16 protein-coding genes and 3 tRNA genes are annotated in these 22,461 nt (G+C 56.3%); 9 read left to right on the forward strand and 10 right to left on the reverse strand.

The window, feature by feature from the left end; translation table 11 throughout:
• Window positions 1–187 precede the first annotated feature (187 nt).
• From V1566_RS21625 to xni, 3 genes are all read left to right on the forward strand, one after another.
• On the forward strand, window positions 188–1,483 hold the full coding sequence (locus V1566_RS21625) for an HAAAP family serine/threonine permease (protein ID WP_063144713.1): 1,296 nt from the start codon (window positions 188–190) through the stop codon (window positions 1,481–1,483).
• A gap of 65 nt (window positions 1,484–1,548) precedes the next feature.
• Entirely contained in the window at window positions 1,549–2,916 is a 1,368-nt protein-coding gene (gene sdaB, locus V1566_RS21630; RefSeq protein ID WP_023333255.1) for an L-serine ammonia-lyase II, read from the forward strand.
• Between the two features lie 112 nt (window positions 2,917–3,028).
• Window positions 3,029–3,784: a flap endonuclease Xni gene (gene xni, locus V1566_RS21635; RefSeq protein WP_045355757.1), complete on the forward strand. Its 756-nt coding sequence runs from the start codon at window positions 3,029–3,031 to the stop codon at window positions 3,782–3,784.
• Window positions 3,785–3,846: 62 nt separating this feature from the next.
• On the opposite strand, the gene rlmM is transcribed toward xni, so the two are convergent.
• The 4 genes from rlmM to V1566_RS21655 all read right to left on the reverse strand — a co-directional run bounded on the left by rlmM (window position 3,847) and on the right by V1566_RS21655 (window position 6,869).
• A complete protein-coding gene (gene rlmM, locus V1566_RS21640) occupies window positions 3,847–4,947 on the reverse strand; it encodes a 23S rRNA (cytidine(2498)-2'-O)-methyltransferase RlmM (protein WP_395304591.1) in 1,101 nt (366 codons plus the stop codon).
• Window positions 4,940–5,335 (reverse strand): DUF423 domain-containing protein, encoded by a 396-nt coding sequence (locus V1566_RS21645; protein ID WP_023309031.1) that lies wholly within the window; start codon window positions 5,333–5,335, stop codon window positions 4,940–4,942. The genes rlmM and V1566_RS21645 overlap by 8 nt, the downstream gene beginning before the upstream one ends.
• Before the next feature lie 39 nt (window positions 5,336–5,374).
• Window positions 5,375–6,292, reverse strand: a complete 918-nt coding sequence (gene gcvA / locus V1566_RS21650) for a glycine cleavage system transcriptional regulator GcvA (RefSeq protein WP_023309032.1) — start codon at window positions 6,290–6,292, stop codon at window positions 5,375–5,377.
• Window positions 6,293–6,641: 349 nt separating this feature from the next.
• Entirely contained in the window at window positions 6,642–6,869 is a 228-nt protein-coding gene (locus tag V1566_RS21655) for a YgdI/YgdR family lipoprotein (RefSeq protein ID WP_008499648.1), read from the reverse strand.
• Between the two features lie 192 nt (window positions 6,870–7,061).
• Here V1566_RS21655 and csdA point away from each other — a divergent pair, with 192 nt between their 5' ends.
• A complete protein-coding gene (gene csdA / locus V1566_RS21660; RefSeq protein WP_395304592.1) occupies window positions 7,062–8,267 on the forward strand; it encodes a cysteine desulfurase CsdA in 1,206 nt (401 codons plus the stop codon).
• Window positions 8,267–8,713, forward strand: coding sequence for a cysteine desulfurase sulfur acceptor subunit CsdE (gene csdE, locus V1566_RS21665; RefSeq protein ID WP_023333259.1), 447 nt, complete (start codon window positions 8,267–8,269; stop codon window positions 8,711–8,713). Before csdA ends, csdE begins: the two co-directional genes overlap by 1 nt.
• Here csdE and tcdA read toward each other — a convergent pair.
• Entirely contained in the window at window positions 8,704–9,510 is an 807-nt protein-coding gene (gene tcdA, locus V1566_RS21670; RefSeq protein WP_395304593.1) for a tRNA cyclic N6-threonylcarbamoyladenosine(37) synthase TcdA, read from the reverse strand. The two genes, csdE and tcdA, sit on opposite strands and share 10 nt — an antisense overlap.
• Before the next feature lie 75 nt (window positions 9,511–9,585).
• A complete protein-coding gene (mltA, locus tag V1566_RS21675; protein ID WP_213328667.1) occupies window positions 9,586–10,683 on the reverse strand; it encodes a murein transglycosylase A in 1,098 nt (365 codons plus the stop codon).
• A 208-nt stretch (window positions 10,684–10,891) separates the two neighbouring features.
• Here mltA and V1566_RS21680 point away from each other — a divergent pair.
• The 3 genes from V1566_RS21680 to V1566_RS21690 all read left to right on the forward strand — a co-directional run bounded on the left by V1566_RS21680 (window position 10,892) and on the right by V1566_RS21690 (window position 11,210).
• A tRNA-Met gene (locus V1566_RS21680) sits at window positions 10,892–10,968 on the forward strand.
• Window positions 10,969–11,012: 44 nt separating this feature from the next.
• Window positions 11,013–11,089, forward strand: a tRNA-Met gene (locus V1566_RS21685).
• Window positions 11,090–11,133: 44 nt separating this feature from the next.
• Window positions 11,134–11,210: transfer RNA gene (locus V1566_RS21690), tRNA-Met, on the forward strand.
• Between the two features lie 88 nt (window positions 11,211–11,298).
• On the opposite strand, the gene amiC is transcribed toward V1566_RS21690, so the two are convergent.
• Window positions 11,299–12,552, reverse strand: coding sequence for an N-acetylmuramoyl-L-alanine amidase AmiC (gene amiC, locus V1566_RS21695; RefSeq protein ID WP_134348866.1), 1,254 nt, complete (start codon window positions 12,550–12,552; stop codon window positions 11,299–11,301).
• A 227-nt stretch (window positions 12,553–12,779) separates the two neighbouring features.
• Between amiC and argA the strand changes: the two genes are divergently transcribed.
• Entirely contained in the window at window positions 12,780–14,111 is a 1,332-nt protein-coding gene (gene argA, locus V1566_RS21700) for an amino-acid N-acetyltransferase (RefSeq protein WP_395304594.1), read from the forward strand.
• A 34-nt stretch (window positions 14,112–14,145) separates the two neighbouring features.
• Here argA and recD read toward each other — a convergent pair whose 3' ends face one another.
• Genes recD through ptrA form a run of 3 tightly spaced genes read right to left on the reverse strand, consistent with a single transcriptional unit; the run spans window position 14,146 to window position 22,369 of the window.
• Window positions 14,146–15,966 carry an exodeoxyribonuclease V subunit alpha gene (gene recD / locus V1566_RS21705; RefSeq protein ID WP_395304595.1) on the reverse strand — a complete coding sequence of 607 codons (1,821 nt, stop codon included), beginning with the start codon at window positions 15,964–15,966 and terminating at the stop codon, window positions 14,146–14,148.
• On the reverse strand, window positions 15,963–19,505 hold the full coding sequence (gene recB / locus V1566_RS21710; protein WP_395304596.1) for an exodeoxyribonuclease V subunit beta: 3,543 nt from the start codon (window positions 19,503–19,505) through the stop codon (window positions 15,963–15,965). The genes recD and recB overlap by 4 nt, the downstream gene beginning before the upstream one ends.
• Window positions 19,502–22,369 (reverse strand): pitrilysin, encoded by a 2,868-nt coding sequence (ptrA, locus tag V1566_RS21715; protein ID WP_395304597.1) that lies wholly within the window; start codon window positions 22,367–22,369, stop codon window positions 19,502–19,504. Before ptrA ends, recB begins: the two co-directional genes overlap by 4 nt.
• Window positions 22,370–22,461 lie beyond the last annotated feature (92 nt).

The raw sequence follows: 22,461 nt of genomic DNA on the forward strand, positions 1-22,461 counted from the left end.
GGATTATTGCATTTGGGATCACGATCACTGATAGATTCATAACTAGAATGTATCTTTCCGCCCGCCAATAGTTACGGGTTAAAATTATTAAAAAACCGTCACTGAACGAATTTCATATTACCGTCAGGCACTTTTTCATCGGATTTGACTAAAAAACCTGACAATTCGCTTCCTCCAGGAGATATAGATGGAAACCACTCAAACCAGCACCGTTGCTTCGATTGAATCCCGAAGTGGTTGGCGCAAAACGGATACCATGTGGATGCTTGGCCTTTACGGCACAGCAATCGGCGCTGGTGTACTGTTCCTTCCTATCAACGCAGGCGTCGGCGGTCTGATCCCGCTGATCATTATGGCTATCATTGCTTTCCCGATGACCTTCTTTGCACACCGCGGTCTGACCCGCTTCGTGCTGTCCGGTAAAAATCCGGGCGAAGACATCACTGAAGTTGTTGAAGAGCATTTCGGCGTTGGCGCAGGTAAATTGATTACCCTGCTCTACTTCTTCGCAATTTACCCTATTCTGCTGGTCTACAGCGTGGCGATCACCAACACCGTTGAAAGCTTCATGATGCACCAGCTGCACATGACGCCGCCTCCGCGCGCGATTCTGTCTCTGATCCTGATTGTGGGCATGATGACCATCGTGCGCTTCGGTGAGCAGATGATTGTGAAAGCAATGAGCGTACTGGTCTTCCCGTTCGTTATTGCTCTGATGGTGCTGGCTTGCTACCTGATCCCACAGTGGAACGGTGCAGCGCTGGAAACTCTGTCCCTGAGCAGCGCATCGGTAACCGGTAACGGCCTGCTGATGACCCTCTGGCTGGCGATTCCGGTAATGGTGTTCTCTTTCAACCACTCCCCAATCATCTCCTCTTTCGCTGTTGCGAAACGTGAAGAGTACGGTAATGGCGCAGAGAAGAAGTGCTCCAGCATCCTGGCACGCGCTCACATCATGATGGTACTGACCGTTATGTTCTTCGTTTTCAGCTGCGTACTGAGCCTCTCCCCGGTGGATCTGGCGGCAGCGAAAGAGCAGAACATCTCTATTCTGTCTTACCTGGCGAACCACTTTAACGCACCGGTCATTGCGTGGATGGCACCTATCATCGCGATTATCGCCATCACCAAATCCTTCCTGGGCCACTACCTCGGCGCACGTGAAGGTTTCAACGGTATGGTGATTAAATCTCTGCGCGGTAAAGGCAAGAGCATTGAAATCAACAAGCTGAACAAAATCACTGCACTGTTCATGCTGCTCACCACCTGGGCGGTAGCAACGCTGAACCCAAGCATCCTGGGCATGATTGAAACCCTGGGCGGCCCGGTCATCGCGATGATTCTGTTCCTGATGCCGATGTACGCGATTCAGAAAGTCCCTGCTATGCGCAAGTACAGCGGTCATGTGAGCAACGTCTTTGTGGTTATCATGGGTCTTATCGCAATCTCTGCGATCTTCTACTCCCTGTACACCATGTTCTGATTATCACCCGCGCCGTCTTCGGACGGCGCACTCCTCCCTCTCTGACTGAAAGCAATGGACGCATCATGATTAGCGTATTCGATATTTTCAAAATCGGTATTGGTCCTTCCAGCTCTCACACCGTCGGACCAATGAAAGCCGGTAAGCAGTTCACGGATGATTTGATTGCACGCGGCATCTTGCATGACATTACCCGCGTGGTTGTCGATGTATACGGCTCGCTTTCCCTGACCGGGAAAGGCCACCATACCGATATCGCCATTATCATGGGCCTGGCGGGAAATCTGCCGGATACCGTTGATATTGATGCGATCCCTGGCTTCATCCAGGATGTGAACACCCACGGTCGCCTGCTGCTGGCGAACGGTGAGCATGAGGTTGAATTCCCGGTTGACCACTGCATGAATTTCCATGCGGACAACCTGTCGCTGCACGAAAACGGCATGCGCATTACCGCGCTGGCCGGCGACAAAGCGGTTTACAGCCAGACGTATTACTCTATCGGCGGCGGTTTTATCGTCGACGAAGACCACTTTGGTCAAACCGATAACGCTTCCGTCGAGGTGCCGTATCCGTACAAAACGGCGGCGGATCTTCAGCGTCACTGCCAGGAGACGGGCCTTTCCCTCTCCGGCCTGATGATGAAAAACGAGCTGGCACTTCACAGTAAAGAAGAGCTCGAACAGCACTTCACTAACGTCTGGGAAGTGATGCGCGGCGGTATTGAGCGTGGGATCACCACCGAAGGCGTTCTGCCGGGCAAGCTTCGCGTGCCGCGTCGTGCTGCAGCGCTGCGCCGTATGCTGGTGAGCACCGACAAAACGACAACGGACCCGATGGCCGTCGTAGACTGGATCAACATGTTCGCACTGGCAGTGAACGAAGAGAACGCCGCAGGGGGCCGTGTGGTCACCGCACCGACTAACGGTGCCTGCGGTATCGTTCCGGCGGTGCTGGCGTACTACGACAAGTTTATCCGTGAAGTGAACGCGAACTCACTGGCTCGCTACCTGCTGGTCGCCAGTGCGATTGGTTCGCTGTATAAGATGAACGCGTCCATTTCCGGTGCGGAAGTGGGCTGTCAGGGTGAAGTCGGCGTGGCGTGCTCCATGGCGGCGGCGGGTCTGGCCGAACTGTTGGGTGCAAGCCCGACACAGGTGTGCATTGCTGCGGAAATCGGTATGGAACATAACCTGGGACTGACCTGTGACCCAGTTGCCGGACAGGTACAGGTGCCGTGCATCGAGCGTAACGCGATTGCCTCCGTGAAGGCGGTGAACGCGGCACGTATGGCGCTGCGCCGCACCAGCGAGCCGCGCGTCTGTCTCGATAAGGTTATCGAAACCATGTACGAAACCGGTAAAGATATGAACGCCAAATACCGCGAAACCTCTCGCGGCGGCCTGGCGATGAAGATCGTGACCTGCGATTAAACCACTCAGGAAGCCTCGTTTTGCGAGGCTTCTTCCTGTTTTCCCCACCATTCATAGTTTCACGCTGCTGACAGTGTTACCCTTCACGCATTAGACAGAAGGGAGATTATCTGTGGCCGTTCATTTACTTATCGTCGATGCTCTTAACCTGATCCGCCGTATCCATGCGGTACAGGGGACGCCTTGTAAAGACACCTGTCTGCACGCGCTGGAACAGCTTATCCGCCACAGTGAACCCACCCACGCGGTCGCGGTATTTGATGACGAAGCCCGCAACACGGGCTGGCGACACCAGCGTCTGCCGGACTACAAAGCCGGACGCGCACCGATGCCGGACGATCTTCACGCTGAATTACCCATGCTGCGCGCTGCATTTGAACAGCGGGGCGTCCCCTGCTGGGGTGCACAGGGAAATGAAGCCGACGATCTCGCGGCCACCCTGGCCGTAAAGGTGGCAAGTGCCGGACATCAGGCCACGATCGTTTCAACTGACAAAGGCTACTGCCAGCTGCTCTCCCCGACTATCCGCATTCGCGACTATTTTCAAAAACGCTGGCTGGACGCGCCGTTTATTGCCAGCGAGTTCGGCGTCTCACCCGAGCAACTGCCGGATTACTGGGGGCTGGCAGGCATCAGCAGCTCTAAGGTTCCGGGTGTCGCCGGTATTGGACCAAAGAGTGCCGCGCAGCTGCTGACGGATTTTCAGAGTCTGGAAGGGATTTACGCCCGTCTGGATGAGGTGCCAGAAAAGTGGCGCAAGAAGCTGGAGGCGCATAAAGAGATGGCGTTTATCTGCCGGGAAATCGCAACGCTACAGACGGATTTACAGCTGGACGGGAATTTACAGCAGCTGCGGTTAGAATGTTAAAACGACTTCAGGGCTTTGTAGGCCCGGTAAGCGCAGCGCCACCGGGCAAAAAAAAGCACGCACTATCGCTCGTCGCGACGTCCGCCGACCGCAGCCCACCAGCGACGAATATGCACCGTCACCTCTTCACGGTCGTGATACAGCTGACGCGCCTGAATCTCCACGTTAATACCATGCTCGTCCATCTGCTCCTGAATGTACGCCAGGTTCTGCGACACTTCCTCATAGCGCTTTTTCATCGGCAGCTTGAGGTTGAAAATGGTCTCACGACACCAGCCATTCGCCAGCCAGGAGGCCATCAGCGCGGCCACTTTTGCTGGTTTCTCAACCATATCGCACACCATCCACGAGATGTTGTTACGGTTCGGGCGATAGCGGAAACCGTCTTCACGCAGCCAGGTGACCTGTCCGGTGTCCATCAGGCTTTGCGCCATTGGACCGTTATCAACGGACGATACCCACATATTGCGTTTCACCAGCTGATAGGTCCAGCCGCCCGGGCACGCGCCAAGGTCGACGGCGTACATGCCGTTTGCCAGACGCTCATCCCACTCATCTGCCGGGATAAAGACGTGGAACGCCTCTTCCAGCTTGAGCGTGGAACGGCTTGGCGCATCGGACGGGAAGCGCAAACGCGGGATGCCCATAAAGAAGGGAGAGTTGTTTGTGGTGTACGAATAGCCTGTATAGCAGCAGCCCGGTGCGATAAAGAAGATATGCACCACCGGACGCTTCGGCGTTTCGTAGTTTGTCAGCACGCCCGCATCACGCAGCGCCGCACGCAGCGGCACGGTGAACTTACGGCAGAACTTCATCAGCTCTTTACTTTCGTTGGTATCCGCCACTTCAACGCGCAGATCGCCGCCCTTCTCTACCACGCCCTGCAGCATGCCGACAATTGGCGTGATGCGGTCTTCCGGCGGAAGATCCTTCAGCAGCTCACCCGCAACAAACATCTGGCGAGCGAAGATCAGCGAGCTGAACGGCAGCTCGCGTGCCAGCTTGTCTGCGTCTTCAGGCTGATAGCACTCGAATATCACATAGCCCGCGTTTTCTTTTACGCGGGCAAAGCCGAAGACTTCGCGCTTCGCCGCTTTATCGGTAATTTCCGCGGCGCACTCTTTCTCAAACCCCGGGCGACAATATAAAACAACCTTATTCATGAACAACGCCCTTGCGTTTCAGACGGATAGCTCCGATAAACATTAATACCCAACCCGCCAGGAAGCTGAAGCCGCCGACAGGTGTAACGAACGCCCACAGGCGCAGATGTGAGAGCGCAAGGCAGTACAGGCTACCGCTGAACAATACGGTACCCAGCGCCATAAACACGCTGCTCCAGTAAAACCAGATACTGATACGACGCTGCATCGCCACCGCCAGCCCAAAAATCGCCAACGTGTGGAACGCCTGATATTCAAGGCCGGTCTGGATCCAGCCCATCTCCACTGCGCCCAAAGACTTGCTTAATACATGTGCGCCAAAGGCGCCCAGTGCTACAAAAATAAAGCCACTCACCGCGGCAAAAATCAGCATGAATCGGCTGGTCATGTTTAAGTCCTGAATTGATGCGTGCCCGGCACACAAACGTTATTGCTCATACCTGAAGCGGAATTTTTCTTGCTCGGTTGCCGCTTTCGCCAGTATCCACTGCCGGAAGGCGGCTATTTTACCCAGTTCTGCCTGACTGTCATGACAAACCAGATAAAACGCATTCTTGCTGACCAGTACATCATTAAAAGGGCAAACCAGGCGGCCTGCCTCAATTTCGGACTGCGCCATGACGTTGTTCGCCAACGCCACGCCCTGCCCGTGAATGGCAGCCTGTAACACCATCGCACTGTGGCTAAAGATGGGTCCCTGCTGCACGTTTATATGTGTAAGACCTAATTGACGGGTATAAGTTTGCCAGTCGCGGCGAGAGGCATCATGCAAAAGCGTATGCTGAGCCAGATCAGCGGGTGACTTCAGCGCCTTTTCACCTGTTAACAGCAGGGGAGAACAGACCGGCAGGAGATATTCTGCGTATAATTTCTCAACACGCAAGCCCGGCCAGTTACCGCGACCATAAAAAATGGCGACATCCACGTCATCGGCCAGCTTGTCCTCCTGGCGATCTACCGCCTGGATTCGAACGTCGATCCCCGGATAAGCTGAGTTAAAGCTTGAGAGTCTGGGCACCAGCCAATGAATGGCAAAACTGGGCAATAAACTGACAGTCAGGGCACCTTTTGCACTGCGAGCCTGCAGCTTACGCGTGGCTTCCGTAAGCTGGGAAAAAATCTCTTTAATATCCTGAAAATAGCTCTGCCCTTCTTCGGTCAACAGCAGCGAACGGTTGCGTCGACGAAACAGCTTAAGGCCCAGAAAATCCTCCAGAGACTTGATTTGGTGACTTACTGCGGCCTGTGTCACAAAAAGCTCATCTGCTGCGCGGGTAAAGCTCAGGTGACGTGCTGCTGCATCAAAAACACGTAATGCATTAAGGGGTGGCAATCGCTTTGACATGGTTATCTGGCTTAGATGTTAACGGATTTTAACAAACAGGAAACAACGTTTAACCTATTAGTTTTTTTTATCTGAGCCATTATAATTTGTCCGTTGAGGAACTACCAGCAAATACCTATAGTGGCGGCACTTCCTGAGCCGGAACGAAGAGCTTTTTTCGGAATGCGTGTTCTGAAGGGCTTTTGGCTTACGGTTGTGATGTTGTGTTGTTGTGTTTGCAATTGGTCTGCGATTCAGACCACGGTAGCAACGCTACCAATTTTTCACTTCCTGTACATTTACCCTGTCTGTCCATAGTGATTAATGTAGCACCGCCAATTTGCGGTGCTTTTTTTTCGCCTGCGATCTGTTAGTGCTCGATCTCTTTCATCTCTTTCACGTCCGTGCGGTTGATCTGCTGCTTGTTCCCGTTAGCATCTTTGTACGAAATCATCCCGGTATCATTATCGGTAGTCGGTTTCCCTTCCGAAACGATAGAACGACCATCGTTGGTGTGCATCACGTAGTTGTTACCAGAACAGGCGCTCAGGGCAAAAGTAAACGCACAGGCAGAAATGATTGCAGCTGTCTTATTCATGATTATTCTCCTTTAGCAATTAATGCTATTCAAACCTCGATTTATAACAGGCTAAAACATCCGCCTAACACTATTTAGCATAACCTGCTTTTTTGAGGTCGTAAGGATAAGCAGACAATTCTGATAGATATCAACCTCCTTGCCCTGCCGCTGAAATTGCGCGACGATCGCTATATTGAAATGAGGAATCCCATGAACGCTTTCAGTCCTGCGCAGTTCCGCGCACAGTTTCCGGCCCTGGCCGATGCCGGTATTTACCTGGATAGCGCCGCCACCGCCCTTAAGCCACAGGCGGTGATTGAGGCCACGCAGCAGTTCTACAGCCTGAGCGCCGGGAACGTGCATCGCAGCCAGTTTGCCGAAGCGCAGCGATTAACCGCGCGCTACGAAGCCGCACGCGATCAGGTCGCTCGCCTGATCAATGCCGAAAGCGGGAAAAACATCGTCTGGACGCGCGGCACGACCGAGGCCATCAATATGGTGGCCCAGTGTTACGCGCGCCCGCTGCTTCAGCCGGGCGATGAGATCGTCGTCAGCGAAGCGGAACATCACGCCAACCTGGTGCCATGGCTGATGGTGGCCGAGCAAACGGGTGCACACGTGGTGAAACTCCCACTGGGTGCAGACCTTCTGCCCGATGTGGCCCGTCTCCCCGAGCTGATTACTCCCCGCAGCCGCATTCTGGCGCTCGGACAGATGTCGAACGTCACGGGAGGTTGCCCGGATCTGGCTCAGGCCATTCGCATCGCCCATGCCAGCGGGATGGTGGTGATGGTCGACGGCGCTCAGGGCGTGGTGCACTTCCCCGCTGATGTGCAGGCGCTTGATATCGACTTCTATGCTTTCTCGGGACATAAGCTCTACGGGCCGACCGGTATAGGAGCGTTGTACGGTAAGCCAGAACTGCTGGCAAAAATGACGCCGTGGCTCGGTGGCGGCAAAATGATTACCGAAGTGTCGTTCGATGGCTTCAAAACTCAGGACGTTCCCTATCGTCTGGAGGCCGGTACGCCGAACGTGGCGGGGGTGATTGGCTTAAGCGCGGCGCTGGAGTGGCTGGCAGAAACCGACATTGTCCAGGCTGAAAGCTGGAGCCGGGGGCTGGCGACGCTGGCAGAGGAAGAACTCAAAACGCGCCCGGGCTTCCGCTCGTTCCGCGTTCAGGACTCAAGCCTGCTCGCCTTTGATTTTGCGGGCGTTCATCATAGCGACATGGTGACGCTGCTGGCCGGGTACGGCATTGCCCTGCGTGCCGGACAGCACTGCGCCCAGCCGCTGCTGGCGGCGCTCGGCGTTAACGGTACGCTGCGCGCCTCGTTTGCGCCGTATAACACCCAAAGCGATGTCGACGCGCTGGTTGCCGCCGTTGACCGCGCCCTTGAAATACTGGTGGATTAATGACTAGCGCTGCTTTAGCCGGACATCCGTTTGGCACGGTCATCACAGAAGAGACCTTAAAACAGACCTTCGCCCCGCTCCAGCAGTGGGAAGATAAATATCGACAGCTGATCCTGCTGGGCAAACAGCTCCCTGCCCTTTCAGACGATCTCAAAGCGCAGGCGAAAGAGATTGCAGGCTGTGAAAACCGCGTCTGGCTGGGCGTGAGCGTCTCCGGCGAGAAGCTGCACTTCTTCGGCGACAGCGAAGGCCGCATCGTCAGGGGCCTGCTGGCCGTATTGTTGACCGCTGTGGAAGGGAAAAGCGCGGCGGAATTGCTGGCACATTCGCCGCTGGCGTTATTTGATGAGCTTGGGCTGCGCGCGCAGCTCAGCGCCTCGCGCGGTCAGGGGCTGATCGCGCTTAGCGACGCGGTACTGGATGCCGCACGTCAGGCTCAGGCCTGACGTTCCGCCTTCGCCATCATTTTCTTGAGGACGTGAGACACCGCCACAAAGCCGAAGGAGGCGGTCACCATGGTGGCCGCACCAAACCCGGAGGCGCAATCCATTCTCTTTGGCCCTTCCGCCGTGCTCTTCATTGCGCAGACTGACCCATCCGCCTGCGGATAGACCAGCGCTTCGGTCGAGAACACGCAGTCGACGCCCAACTTGCCTTTGCTGTTCTTCACCACATTAAAGTCGCTCTTCAGGCGTTCGCGCAGCTTGGCAGCCAGCGGATCCTGAATGGTTTTCGCCAGATCGGCCACCTGGATCTGCGTCGGATCGATTTGCCCGCCCGCGCCGCCCGTCGTGACCAGCGGCACCTTGTAGCGACGGCAGTAAGCGATCAACGCCGCTTTTGGCCGCACGCTGTCGATGGCGTCAATCACATAGCTGTAGCCTTTACTCATGTAGTCCGCAACGTTATCTGCCGTCACAAAGTCGTCGATCACCGTCACGCGGCACTCCGGGTTGATCAAACGGATACGCTCCGCCATTACCTCAGATTTCGCCAGACCGACGCTATCGCGCAGGGCGTGGATTTGACGGTTGGTGTTGGTGACGCAAACGTCATCCATGTCAATCAGCGTGATTGCGCCAATACCGGTTCTCGCCAGCGCTTCTGCCGCCCACGACCCCACACCACCAATGCCCACGACGCAGACATGCGCATCCGCAAACAGCTGCAGGGCTTTTTCACCATATAAACGTGCCGTACCGCCAAAACGCTGGCGCCAGGCGTCGCTGATTACCACAGACATAAAACCTCAGATGTAAAAAGGGTGAGGTTTTCCTCACCCTGAACAGTAATCCGTATTGCGCTCAGAATACCACAATCAGCCGCTGAATACGTTTCCAGCACCCGGCGCCGCCTTGAGTACCCACACGCGTCCGTAGTGGTTATACCAGCCCGCGCGATGGCCTGCGTCAGGGCCAATACCCTGATAGATGTCGAAGTGCTGGCCTTTAATCGCCCCGCCGACGTCCAGCGCCACCATCAGACGCAGCTCATACTGGCCGTTGAACTTGCCGTTATGGTCCAGCAGAGGAACCTCAGCCAGCAGCGTGGTACCTGCCGGAATAATCGAGCGATCTGATGCTACCGACGCGCGGCCAATCAGCGGAACTGCACTCGCCCCTTTCACCGGCGCGAAGTTTTGCGGTTTGAAGAAGACGAACGACGGGTTCTGCTCCAGCAGCTCACGCACCTCGGCTTCGCTGTGTTTCTCGCCCCACTCGCGGATAGCCTGCATCGACATGTCTTCTTTCTTCACTTCGCCGCGGTCGATCAGCACCTTGCCAATACTGCGATAGGCGTGGCCGTTTTTACCGGAATAGCTGAAGAAGTTAAGTGGCGAACCGTCCCCAAAATCAATGTAGCCGCTGCCCTGAACGTCCATGATGAAGTTATCCATCAGGGAGTTGCTGTAGGCCAGAACGTAGTTTTCGCTCAGCGCACCGGCGTAAATCTCGGCGCGGGACGGCAGACGACCGCGTTTTGGCGGCATACGGTAAATAGGATACTGGAACTCGCCCTGACGGGAGTGTCGTGCCTGAATAACCGGGGTGTAATAGCCGGTAAACTGAACGTTGCCGTAGTTATCGGCCCCTTCCATCTGCCAGGCATCGATACCAAACTGGCGCATATTGCGCGTATCGCCGCCTGCTTTCAGCCAATCCTGGACCGCGTTATAAACGCTACTCTGGGTACCATACAGACGCGGCGACGCGTTGCGGATCTGGTAGACCTGCTCGGAGAAATCACCGGCATTAATCGGTGCGCCGACAGCATCAGGCTGATTAACTAAAGAGAAAGGCTGGGATAACTTCCCGTCTTTATACTGTTGACCGCGATCGGTCGGTTTGGAAGAACAGGCCGCAAGAATCGCTACCATTGCGCCCGCCATCAGATACTTCGCCCAACGTCCTTTCATTATATCTCGTCTTTAAGTTGCCCATTTCCGCGTGATGAAGATAACAAACCGCCAGGGCTAATGAAATGCGATCGCATGCCCTTTGGCAAATTTTGCGCAAAAAATAGTCCAAACAAAGCCATGTCGTTCAATTTGCATACAAAATCATGATTTATGTGAAAAAGGGGTTGCATCACAAACCTATCCGAGTATAGTGCGCATCCACGGACGCGGGGTGGAGCAGCCTGGTAGCTCGTCGGGCTCATAACCCGAAGGTCGTCGGTTCAAATCCGGCCCCCGCAACCAATTAAAATTTGATGAAGTATCTTCTACGACTGTAGAAAGACGGACGCGGGGTGGAGCAGCCTGGTAGCTCGTCGGGCTCATAACCCGAAGGTCGTCGGTTCAAATCCGGCCCCCGCAACCAATCAAATTTGAAGAAGTAAGTTTCTACGACTGTAGAAAGACGGACGCGGGGTGGAGCAGCCTGGTAGCTCGTCGGGCTCATAACCCGAAGGTCGTCGGTTCAAATCCGGCCCCCGCAACCAACACTTCTAAAAACAATAAACACCCTTAAGGGTGTTTTTTTGTATCTGCAGTTTGTGAAACTGCCGGGCGATAACCCGGCGTACAGCACTAACCACGTCGCGCCAGCGTCGCCCCATCCGAGAAATACGCCCGAATCCCCGCCAGAATCGACTCCGCAACTTCCTGCTGGAATTTTGCCGTCTTGAGCTTACGCTCCTCTTCAACGTTACTGATAAACGCGGTTTCTACCAGAATGGACGGGATATCCGGTGCCTTGAGTACCGCAAACCCGGCCTGTTCAACGCTGTTTTTATGCAGCTTATTGATGTTGCCCAGCTTGCCCAGCACCGCTTTACCAAACTTCAGGCTGTCGTTAATGGTCAGCGACTGCACCATATCGAACATAGTGTGGTCGACGTAGCGGTCGCCGCTTTTGCTCACACCACCAATGAGGTCAGAGGCGTTCTGGCTGTCAGCCAGGAATCTTGCTGCGGTACTGGTCGCGCCTTTAGTTGAGAGGGCAAACACCGACGAGCCGCTTGGCTGGCGGCTGGTAAACGCATCCGCATGGATCGACACGAACAAATCGGCGCGCTGCTTCTGCGCCTTCGCCACCCGGACCTTCAGCGGAATAAAGACGTCTTCATTGCGCGTCATATAGGCGCGCATATTGCCTTCTTTATCAATCAACGCTTTCAGGCGACGGGCAATTTGCAGCACCACGTCTTTTTCACGCGTGCGATATTTCCCCACCGCGCCAGAGTCTTCGCCGCCGTGGCCTGGATCGAGCATGATCACAATCGGACGATCGCGCCCTGCTTTGCCCGGCTGTGGCCCGCTTTGCGCAGGTGGAACCTGACGCTGCAAATCGCCCTTGTTGTAATCCTCCAGCAGGGCAAGAAGCGGATCCTGAATGTCCGTCGCATTAGCCGGGTAGAGATCCATCACCAGGCGCTCTTTGAAGGTCGCAACAGGCGCCAGGGCAAACAGCTGCGGCTTAACGTTCTGCTTCAGTTCAAAGACCATGCGCACAGTTTGCGGATCAAACTGCCCGACGCGAGCCGATTTAATAAACGGATCGTCGCCGCGGATCTGCGCCGCCATCCCTTTCAGCACGGAGTTGAGGTTAACGCCTTCGAGATCCACCACCACGCGTTCAGGGTTGCTGAGGGCAAATTGCTTATATTTCAGCACGCGATTGGATTCGACCGTCACGCGCGTATAGGTCGACGACGGCCAGACGCGCACCGCCACCACCTGACTGGTGGCGGCAAGACCGACCTGACTGACGCTAAGCAACCACATTGCCCCGGCCCCTTTTAACAAACGGCGGCGGCTTATTGCTGAATTGGATCCCGACATGCTTCTCCCGAGCAAGAACACTGACTGATATACAAAATGTCCAAATTGACCGAAAACTTTAACGAATGACGCATAAACTGTCATCTATAAAAGGGTAAACAATCATACGCTAACGCACGGATTACTTACCAATTTCTGTGGGCCGCGGAAAATTTACGCTTGCACACGCGACCACAATCGAATAAAAATACAGAAATTACGAATAAACATTCATTAAGGGTTGTGTCATGGTGAAGGAACGTAGAACCGAACTGGTCCAGGGATTCCGCCATTCTGTTCCCTATATCAACGCCCATCGGGGAAGAACGTTTGTCATCATGCTTGGCGGCGAAGCCATTGAGCATGAAAATTTTTCCAGCATCGTCAATGACATTGGCCTGCTGCACAGCCTCGGGATCCGCCTGGTGGTGGTGTATGGCGCACGTCCGCAGATCGACGCCAACCTGGCCGCTCATCACCACGAGCCGATTTACCACAAGCATACCCGCGTCACGGATGCCAAAACCCTTGAACTGGTGAAACAGGCGGCGGGTCTGCTGCAGCTGGATATTACCGCTCGCCTGTCCATGAGCCTGAACAATACGCCGCTACAGGGCGCGCATATCAACGTCGTGAGCGGCAACTTTATCATTGCCCAGCCGCTCGGCGTGGACGATGGCGTGGATTACTGCCACAGCGGCCGCATTCGTCGTATTGATGAAGAAGCTATTCATCGCCAGCTGGACAGCGGCGCCATCGTGCTGATGGGCCCGGTTGCTGTCTCTGTAACGGGCGAAAGCTTTAACCTGACGTCTGAAGAGATTGCCACGCAGCTGGCGATCAAGCTGAAGGCGGAAAAAATGATTGGTTTCTGCTCCTCCCAGGGCGTCGTGAACGATGAAGGAACAATCGTACCGGAACTCTTCCCGAATGAAGCCCAGGCTCGCGTGGAGGCGCTGGAAGCCGAAGGCGATTACCACTCCGGCACCGTCCGCTTCCTCCGTGGCGCTGTGAAGGCCTGCCGCAGCGGCGTGCGCCGCAGCCACCTGATCAGCTATCAGGAAGATGGGGCCCTGCTGCAGGAGCTGTTCTCCCGCGACGGCATTGGTACACAGATTGTGATGGAGAGTGCGGAGCAGATCCGCCGCGCCACCATCAATGATATCGGCGGCATTCTGGAGCTAATCCGCCCGCTGGAACAGCAGGGTATTCTGGTGCGTCGCTCACGCGAACAGCTGGAGATGGAGATCGACAAATTCACCATTATTCAGCGCGATAACCTGACCATTGCCTGCGCCGCGCTCTATCCGTTCCCGGAAGAGAAGATCGGTGAAATGGCCTGCGTGGCGGTGCATCCTGATTACCGCAGCTCTTCACGCGGCGAAATGCTGCTTGAGCGCGTGGCGGCACAGGCGCGCCAGATGGGGCTAAGCAAGCTGTTCGTCCTGACGACGCGCAGCATTCACTGGTTCCAAGAGCGCGGATTCACGCCGGTGGATATCGATTCTCTGCCGGAAACGAAGAAAGAGATGTACAACTATCAGCGTCGTTCAAAAGTGCTGATGGCCGATCTGGGATGATACGACGCCCTCACCGTCCGGCGAGGGCTTTCGTTCAGACGGACTCAAATATCGCGCTCAGCCCGCTTCGGCGTTCCGTTCGGGTGGCAATCGCCTGCACCAGCACCCGTTCATCGGTATACAGCGACAGGCGCTGACGGGCGCGCGTAATAGCGGTATAGATCAGCTCGCGGGTAATGACGGGTGAAAGCTGCGTGGGCAGGATCAGCGCCGCATGGTTAAACTCGGATCCCTGGGATTTATGCACCGTCATCGCCCAGGCGGTTTCATGCTCGGGTAAACGGCTGGGCTGGAAAGACTTCACGTTCCCGTCCGGCATCTGGAACCAGACGCGCAGGCCCTGACCGCAATCGAGTGCAATCCCGATATCCCCGTTAAACAACCCCAGCGCGCTGTCGTTGCGGGCGATCATCACCGGCCGCCCTTCATACCATCGCGAGTGCGGGGTACGGTTAATTTTGCGTTTTTGCGCCAGCAGCTGTTCCAGCCTGTCGTTCAGACCCCGGACACCAAACGGGCCTTCCCTCAGCGCACAAAGCAACTGGTATTCACCAAACGCGGCAATGACCTGCTCCGGTGTACTTTGCTGTTGTACACCCGTCAGAAAGTGCTGGTACCCCAGCAGGGCGTCATCAAGCATCGCCTGATACTCTTCCGCGCTTTGCAGCGATTTTTTCTCAATATCCGTAAAGGTTCCGTCAAATACCGCAGTGGTGGTGCGCCGGTCACCCCGGTTCACCGCTGCCGCAAGCTGGCCGATGCCGGAGTTGCTGCCGAAACGGTAGCTTTTTTGCAGCAGACACAGGCTGTCGCGCAGCGCCCCTGCAAGCGAATGGTTTTCAGACGTGAGCGAACATCCGGTGAGACGGGCCAGCTCCTGAGCGCGCTCAGCGGTATATCCCAGGCTGGCATACGTGCAGATATCCCCCAATACGGCCCCGGCCTCAACGGAGGCAAGCTGATCGCGATCGCCGAGGAAAATAACCCGCGCGTGCGGCGGGAGCGCATCGATCAAACGCGACATCATCGTCAGGTCAATCATCGACGCTTCATCCACCACCAGAACATCAAGGTGCAGCGGGTTACCGGCATGATAGCGCAAACGCTGGCTACCCGGCTGTGCGCCAAGCAAACGGTGCAGCGTGCTGGCTTCATTTGGGAAAAGCGCAAGCTGATCCCCGGTTAGCGGCAGTTTTTGCAGCGCGCCACCTAACGATTCCGTCAGACGTGCCGCCGCTTTACCGGTGGGAGCCGCCAGGCGAATACGGCACTTTTGCTCACCCGATAGCTGAATCAGCGCAGCAAGCAGTTTTGCCACTGTGGTCGTTTTCCCGGTGCCCGGGCCGCCAGAAATCACCGAGATCCGTCGCGTTAAGGCCACGGCTGCCGCCACTTTCTGCCAGTCTGTCGCGTCGTCAGAGGTAAACAGCGTATCCAGCGTTTTCCGGAGCTTCGCTTCATCGCAGGGAAGCGGGGCGTTGGTCTCGCTGAAGAAACGCGCAACCGTCAGTTCGTTACGCCACAGCCGGTTAAGATACAAACGCTCGCCGACAAGGATCATCGGCGTCCCGGTATCGGCTCCGCTCACGGCAGGCGAGCCGAGTAATATCTCCTGCCAGTCCACTGCGTCACCCAGCAGCGCGAAACACGCCTGTAAAGCCGGAGGCATCTTCTCATCCACCGCCAGACGCGACAGCGGCAGACACACGTGCCCTTCCCCCGCGTCTTTGCTCAGAATAGCGGCGGCCAGCATGACGGCAGGCTCCTCACCTGCCACCATCATGGCGAACTGCACATCCAGGTGGCGCAGTAATCGTTGTTCAACCGCTTCCAGCAGTAGCGCCTGCATCGTCATGCCACCTCCTCCGTGCTTGCAGCAAACAGGTTATCCATTTTTTCAATCAGTTCCGCAGCCGGACGCGTACTAAAGACGCCGGAACGCGGGTCGTTCGCATCCACTCCGCGCAGGAACAGGTAGATTACGCCGCCAAAATGCGCTTCGTAGCGGTAATCGGCCATGCGATGACGTAGGTAACGGTGCAGCGCCAGGGTATAAAGCTGGTACTGCAGATCGTAGCGATGCATTTGCATGGCAGAGGCCATCGCGTCTTGCGTGTAGGCTTCGCTGCTTTCGCCAAGCCAGTTCGATTTGTAATCCAGCAGGTAGTAGCGCCCTTCGTGGCGGAAAACCAGGTCGATAAAGCCTTTGAGCATCCCCTGAACCTGGCGGAAGTTCAGCGGCGGGCACCCGGCGGATAACGGATCGTACTCGCGGATCAGCGCATCAAGCGCCTCGGCTCTGAGCGGGCTGGCGATGGGGAGATAAAACTCCATCTCCACCTGCTTATCTTTGGCGGTCAACTGACTCAGCGAGATCCCCTGCGTCGTGAGCGGCGCGTGCAGTACAGCGCGGATCCAGTCGGTGAGAACCGGCTGCCACTGTGCGTCGTAGCCGCCACTCTGTAACATCTTCAGCACCCACTCTTCGGAAACCGGCTGGGTAAAATCCAGCTCTTCAAACAGGCTGTGCAAAAACGTGCCCGGCGAGGCGCCGCGCGGGAACTGGTGCGGTGTAAGCACCGGCTCAACGGGTACGCTACCGGCTCCTGCGGCATCCATGTCCAGTTTTGGCATCAGATCCTGCGCAATACTCTGCCCGTGCTGCTGTAAACCGGAGTAGCTGGTGACGCGCCAGTCGTCGGCAATGGTACGCACAACCTGGCGGGCATGGAGCGCTGACTCACGCAGCTCCGGCATCTGCCAGCGGCTAGTGTCAGGCTGCGACGGAATATGCAGGGCAACATGCTCTGTGCAAAGTGATTCGATACACTGGCGCAGGCCCGCCGCGTCTTTGGGTTCGCCGTGCTGAATAAGCCGCCCCAGCGCGCTCAGATGAAAATCGCTCTCCCCGGTCTTTTCGCCACGGCGACGGAACAGCGGCGTAACGCCCAGGCTGCAGTGCCAGATCGAACGGGTCAGCGCGACGTAGAGCAGGCGCAGGTCTTCCGCCAGACGCTCGGCCTCTGCCAGCTCAACGCTGGACTCCGCGTTGCTGAGATCGAGCACCGCCTCAAAAGACTCGCGATCGTGGTAAAAGGCCTGATCCTGCACGCGGTAATTGGCAATAAACGGCAGCCAGACCAGCGGATATTCCAGGCCTTTCGATTTGTGAATGGTAACGATCTGCACCAGATGTTTATCGCTCTCAAGGCGCATCTGCTGGCTGGACGAATTGCTGTTCGGGTCGGCAATCTGCTGCGCCAGCCAGCGCACGAGGGCGTGCTCGCTCTCCAGCTGCGTACCCGCTTCCTGCAGCAGCTCGCTGATATGTAAGATATCGGTCAACCGACGCTCGCCGCCTGCTGTCGCCAGCATATTCTCCGCAATGTGGCGCTGTGCCATGAGCTCACGCACCATCGCCATAACGCCGCGCTTCTGCCATTTTTCGCGGTAGCGAACAAACTCTTCTACCACGGCATCCCATGCGGCTTCATCATTGTTGAGTGCATCAATGTCGCGCGCATTCAGCCCGAGCATTGCGCTGGCCAGTGCGCTGCGCAGCGTGCTTTCCCGCTCCGGGGCCAGCACGGACTGCAGCAGCCACAGCATCTCCTGCGCTTCCAGCGTTTCAAAGACGCTGTCGCGGTTGGAGAGGTAGACGGAGGGGATATTCAGTAACGTCAGGGCGTCGCGGATGAGCGCGGCTTCCTGACGGCTGCGCACCAGTACCGTAATATCGGACGCCTTTACGGGGGTGGGTTTATCCCCCCTCCACAGCAGCGCTTCACCGCGCGCGCCCGCACTGAGCCAGTCACGGATTTGCGCGGCACAGTGCTGGGCCATGGCATTTTGATAGTCGGCAACGCCGCAGCCTTCCCCGTCCAGCAGCCAGAAGTTCATGGCAGGCTGCGTCTCGCCGTTGAACTCGAAGCGCAACGAGGCATTTTTCTCGGCGAATTTTACCGGCTGAAACGGGATCTCCCGGAACATAAACGCCGTATCCATGCGGCTGAAGAGCGCGTTGACGCTTTCCACCATGCCGGGAGAGGAGCGCCAGTTGGTATCAAGCGTGTAGTGCGCGTCAACCTCGCTGCGAGCTTTCATGTAGGTGAAAATATCCGCACCGCGGAAGGCGTAGATAGCCTGTTTCGGATCGCCGATTAACAGCAGCGCGGTGTCGGGCTGCTGGCGCCAGATACGACGGAAAATGCGGTACTGCTGCGGGTCGGTATCCTGAAATTCGTCAATCATCGCCACCGGGAAACGGGTGCGGATCGCGGCGGCAAGCGCTTCACCGTTTTCACTGCACAGCGCCGCATCAAGGCGGCTCAGCATATCGTCGAAACCCAGTTCACCCCGGCGGCGTTTCTCACGCGCGACGGCTTCGCGAATTTCCGTCATGGCGCGGGTAATCATCAGATCGTTGAGCGTTAAGGGGTCAGCCAGCAGGGTTTCAATCGCCACAAACAGGGGATGCTCAGGGACAATGCCGTCGGCTTTGGTCCGTTCAACCAGGAAACGCCGGGAAAATTTCTCCAGCGCGTCCGGGAGCTGATAGCCTCGCGTCTCTTCCTGCGCCCAGGCGCTGATCTTGTCGATCCATTTCCCCTGATTGCCACGGTTAAACTTGCGTCGGTCAATCCCGGAATTTTCGATGATTGCGTCAATCTCGCCAACGGACTCAATCCATTTTTGCTTGATGTCGGCAATCTGCGCGATGATTTTTTCATGCCGTGAGGCCAGGGTTTCATCCGCAGGCGGCGGGGATTTGATGACCGGCGCTTCCCCCTGCAGATAACGATCGATAGCGCGCAGCAGCGCCTCCGGGCCCTTCCACAACGCATGTACCGCTTCGGCGATATCGCGCGGCAGCGGGTAACAGTGGCGACGCCAGAAATCCGCGCAGGCCTGATAGCGAAGCACGGATTCATCTTCAATAAGCTGCTGTTCAAACAGCATGCCGGATTCAAACGCATTCAGGCTCAGCATGCGCTGGCAAAAACCGTGAATGGTGAAAACGGACGCTTCATCCATCTGCCGTTCGGCAAGGAGCAGCCACTGGGCTGCCTGTTGCTTATCGGCAATCTCTTCCAGAAGGCTCGCGTAGAGAGGGTTATCCGTGCTCTGACGCAGACAGGCGATGCGCAGCTCGTGGATATTGGTACGAATACGCCCCCGCAGCTCAGCGGTGGCAGCCTCGGTGAAGGTCACCACCAGCAGCTCTTCCACGCTCAAAGGGCGTGGAAAAGCGGCGTTGCCGCCAAGCCCCAGCAGCAGACGCAGATAGAGGGCGGCAATGGTGAAGGTTTTTCCCGTTCCCGCTGAGGCTTCAATCAATCGTTCACCCTGCAGAGGTAAACGTAAGGGATCAAGGGACTCAGCGGTATCGGTCATTCTTTCTTACTCCAGGGCATAGATTGCTGCAGCGCGCTGACGCTCTTCCAGACTTTCCAGCCTTTCGGGTTCACGTACTCCGTTTTCCCGTTCTGGCTACCGGAAACCTGGGACAGAATGGTCATACCCTGCGGCTTAATGACCGCCTGATGGAAGAAGTCGGCAACCTTCTGCGGCGTCAGCTGTTTTATCTCGGCCACTACTTTATCACGCGAATCAAAGTTCAGATTACCGCGATCGAAATCTTTGCTCAGCTGCGAGGCTTCTTCACCCAGCGTCTGCGGCGGCTGCATTACCTGCGCGATGACGGCCTGCTGGATCTGAGCAAACTCTTCCGGCTTCATGGCGCGCAGCTTTGCTTCCACCTGCGGGAAGAAGGCCTGGTAACGCTGCCAGAGATACGCCGGCTGTTTGTCGCTGCTTTGCAGCAGGAAGCCCAGCCCCCACTGTCGGCCTACGTTCATGGAGAAGGCAAATACCGCGTAGCCAAGCTGCTCCTCTGTGCGTAACTGGTTATAGAACCACGGCTGAATAATTTGCCCCAGCACGGCGCTCTGCGCTGAGCTGGCGAATTCATCATACCCCGTTGGCACAAAGACCGCGGCCAGCGCGGAATCCGTGCTGTTACCCGTCTTTTCAAAAATCACATTCTGCTTTTTCTCAACCAGCACGTCCTGGTTGCGGCACCACTCGTCGCCTTTCGAACCGAGCTGAGTGCGCACATTCTCCGCCAGAGTTTTGGCCTGATCCTCACTCATGTTGCCGACGATCAGGAACTCTGGACGCGTGTTGGTTTTCAGCGCGTCACGGTAAGCCAGCACGTCTTTTAAGGTGATCGAAGGCAGCAGCGCGCGGCGGTCTTCTCGCTGGAAATAAGGAACTTGCGACAGCATTTGCGCTGGCATAAGCGCCAGATCGTAAGCTTTTCCCTTCTCCGCAGAATCCATCATCTGCGCATACCACGATTTGGCCTGCTCAAGCTGCTCTTCCGTCGGCGTGTAGCTGAAATACCCTTCCAGCAGTGCCTGGAACAGCTGAGGCAAACGCTGGGTATAGCCGTTTGCGTTGAGCATCAAACCGTTGTTGGCGTTGGTGGAGAAGCTGATGCCGCCCACGGCCGCCTGGTTGCTGAGCTGATCGAGCGCAATCCCGGCGAGATAGTCATTAAGCGCGAACATCACCTGATTTTTAGCGCTGTTCATCGCTTTCGGGTTACGCAGCACCACGCTGACATCGGCCTTTGGCTCGCTGGCGAAATAGCGGCTGGGGGTATACACCACGCGCAGCGTCGGCTCATCAATGATCAGCGCCGGATGCGGGTAATCTTGAGTCGTTTTGGTCAGCGAGAAGTCATCCGGAATATAGGGGTTCAGCTCCGGCAGCTTTAACGCAATCTCTCCAGCCGTCTTCTGCCAGTCGGCGAAGGTCTGCGCGCTGATTTTATCCACCTGATAGGGGGCATCGACAAAATATGCCGTCTTGTTATGCGGTTCGTTCGGGCTGATGTACCAGATGCGGGCATTCTCCGGCGTCATCATCGCCAGGCGGGCTTTTACCGCCTCGGCGTCATACCGGTCGGCAATATTCACCGCGTCGAGAGTATGTTCCACCGGCACGCGGATCATGGTATCCGCCAGCCACTCGACATAATCCATGTCGCGGGTAATGGACGGGTAACGGAAATCGAGATCCAGCACGTGGGCGAGTTCATCAAAGTAGCGCTTATCGACGCCTTTCTCACGCAGTAAAGAGAGGTAGCTGAAGATCGCCGCCACCACTTCATCACGGTTTGCCAGCCCTTTGTCGGTCAGGGTGGCAGAGATCGCCAGCACGCCGCTATTGCCGTTCACAACCGGATCGGAATCGGCTCGAATGCCTTCCACCAGCCCCTGTTTTTGCAGCCAGTCAGAAAGCGTACCCGGGCTACGGTTACCTATCAGGTAGGTCACCAGCTCATCGGTTTTACTGCGAAACTGTGCGGTGTTGTTATCGATGCGGAATTCCACGCGCAGCACTTTGCGCGGCAGCGCCGGCACGTAGTGGATAACGATCCCTTTTTGCGCGTCCGTAACCACCGGGACGTTTATTTGCGGCAGGTCGATATTTTTATTCGGCACCCGGCCAAACGTTTTAGCCGCCATGTCTGCCAGTTCTGGCAACGGTTTATTGCTGTAGATAACCGCTTTCATCAGGTTGGCGGAGTAGTATTTATCGCGAAACGCGTGCAGGGCATCAAGCACCGGGCTGTTCGGTTTGTCGCTTAACGTCTCCAGGTTACCGCCGGAGAAACGCGAACCCGGGTGCGCAGGGTTGATGGTTTCAGCGCTGACCTGGGCCATGCGCATACCGTCTCGCGTGCGGGCCATGGTCAGCTCGGCATTCACCGCATTGCGTTCACGATCGGCATACTTTTTATCCAGCAAGGGGGCGGCGATGGAATCAGCAAGGCGATCGACCGCACCTTCCAGCGCATCATTTTCGACTTCGAGATAAAAGGCCGTGCGGTACGGTGCCGTGCTGGCATTGTGGCTGCCGCCATGCATTTTTAGAAATTCGGACAGGCTATCTGGCTGCGGGTATTTTTTTGACCCCATCAGCGTCATATGTTCCAGATAGTGTGCAAGCCCAGGATGAGCGTCAGGATCTTCCAGCGATCCAACCGGCACCACTAATGCAGAAAGGGATTTCACCGCCTGCGGATCGGAAACCAGCAGTACGGTCATGCCGTTATCAAGACGAATAGCCTGATATTGACGGGTATCTTTTTCGCTTTTACGAATAGTTTCCTGAACGGGTTGCCAACCGGAGTCTGCCTGAGTGACGGGTACCCAGAGGGCGAAAAACAAAACAAACGCTTTAAACAAGGTGCTACCTCTTTATCACGGCTACATCATTAACACATTGCGTGCTGGACACGCCAACATCTCTTTATTGGGTACATCAGTCCGTGATAAGA

It is taken from the genome of Enterobacter sp. ECC-019 (assembly GCF_043974075.1).
Lineage (GTDB): Bacteria > Pseudomonadota > Gammaproteobacteria > Enterobacterales > Enterobacteriaceae > Enterobacter > Enterobacter asburiae_D.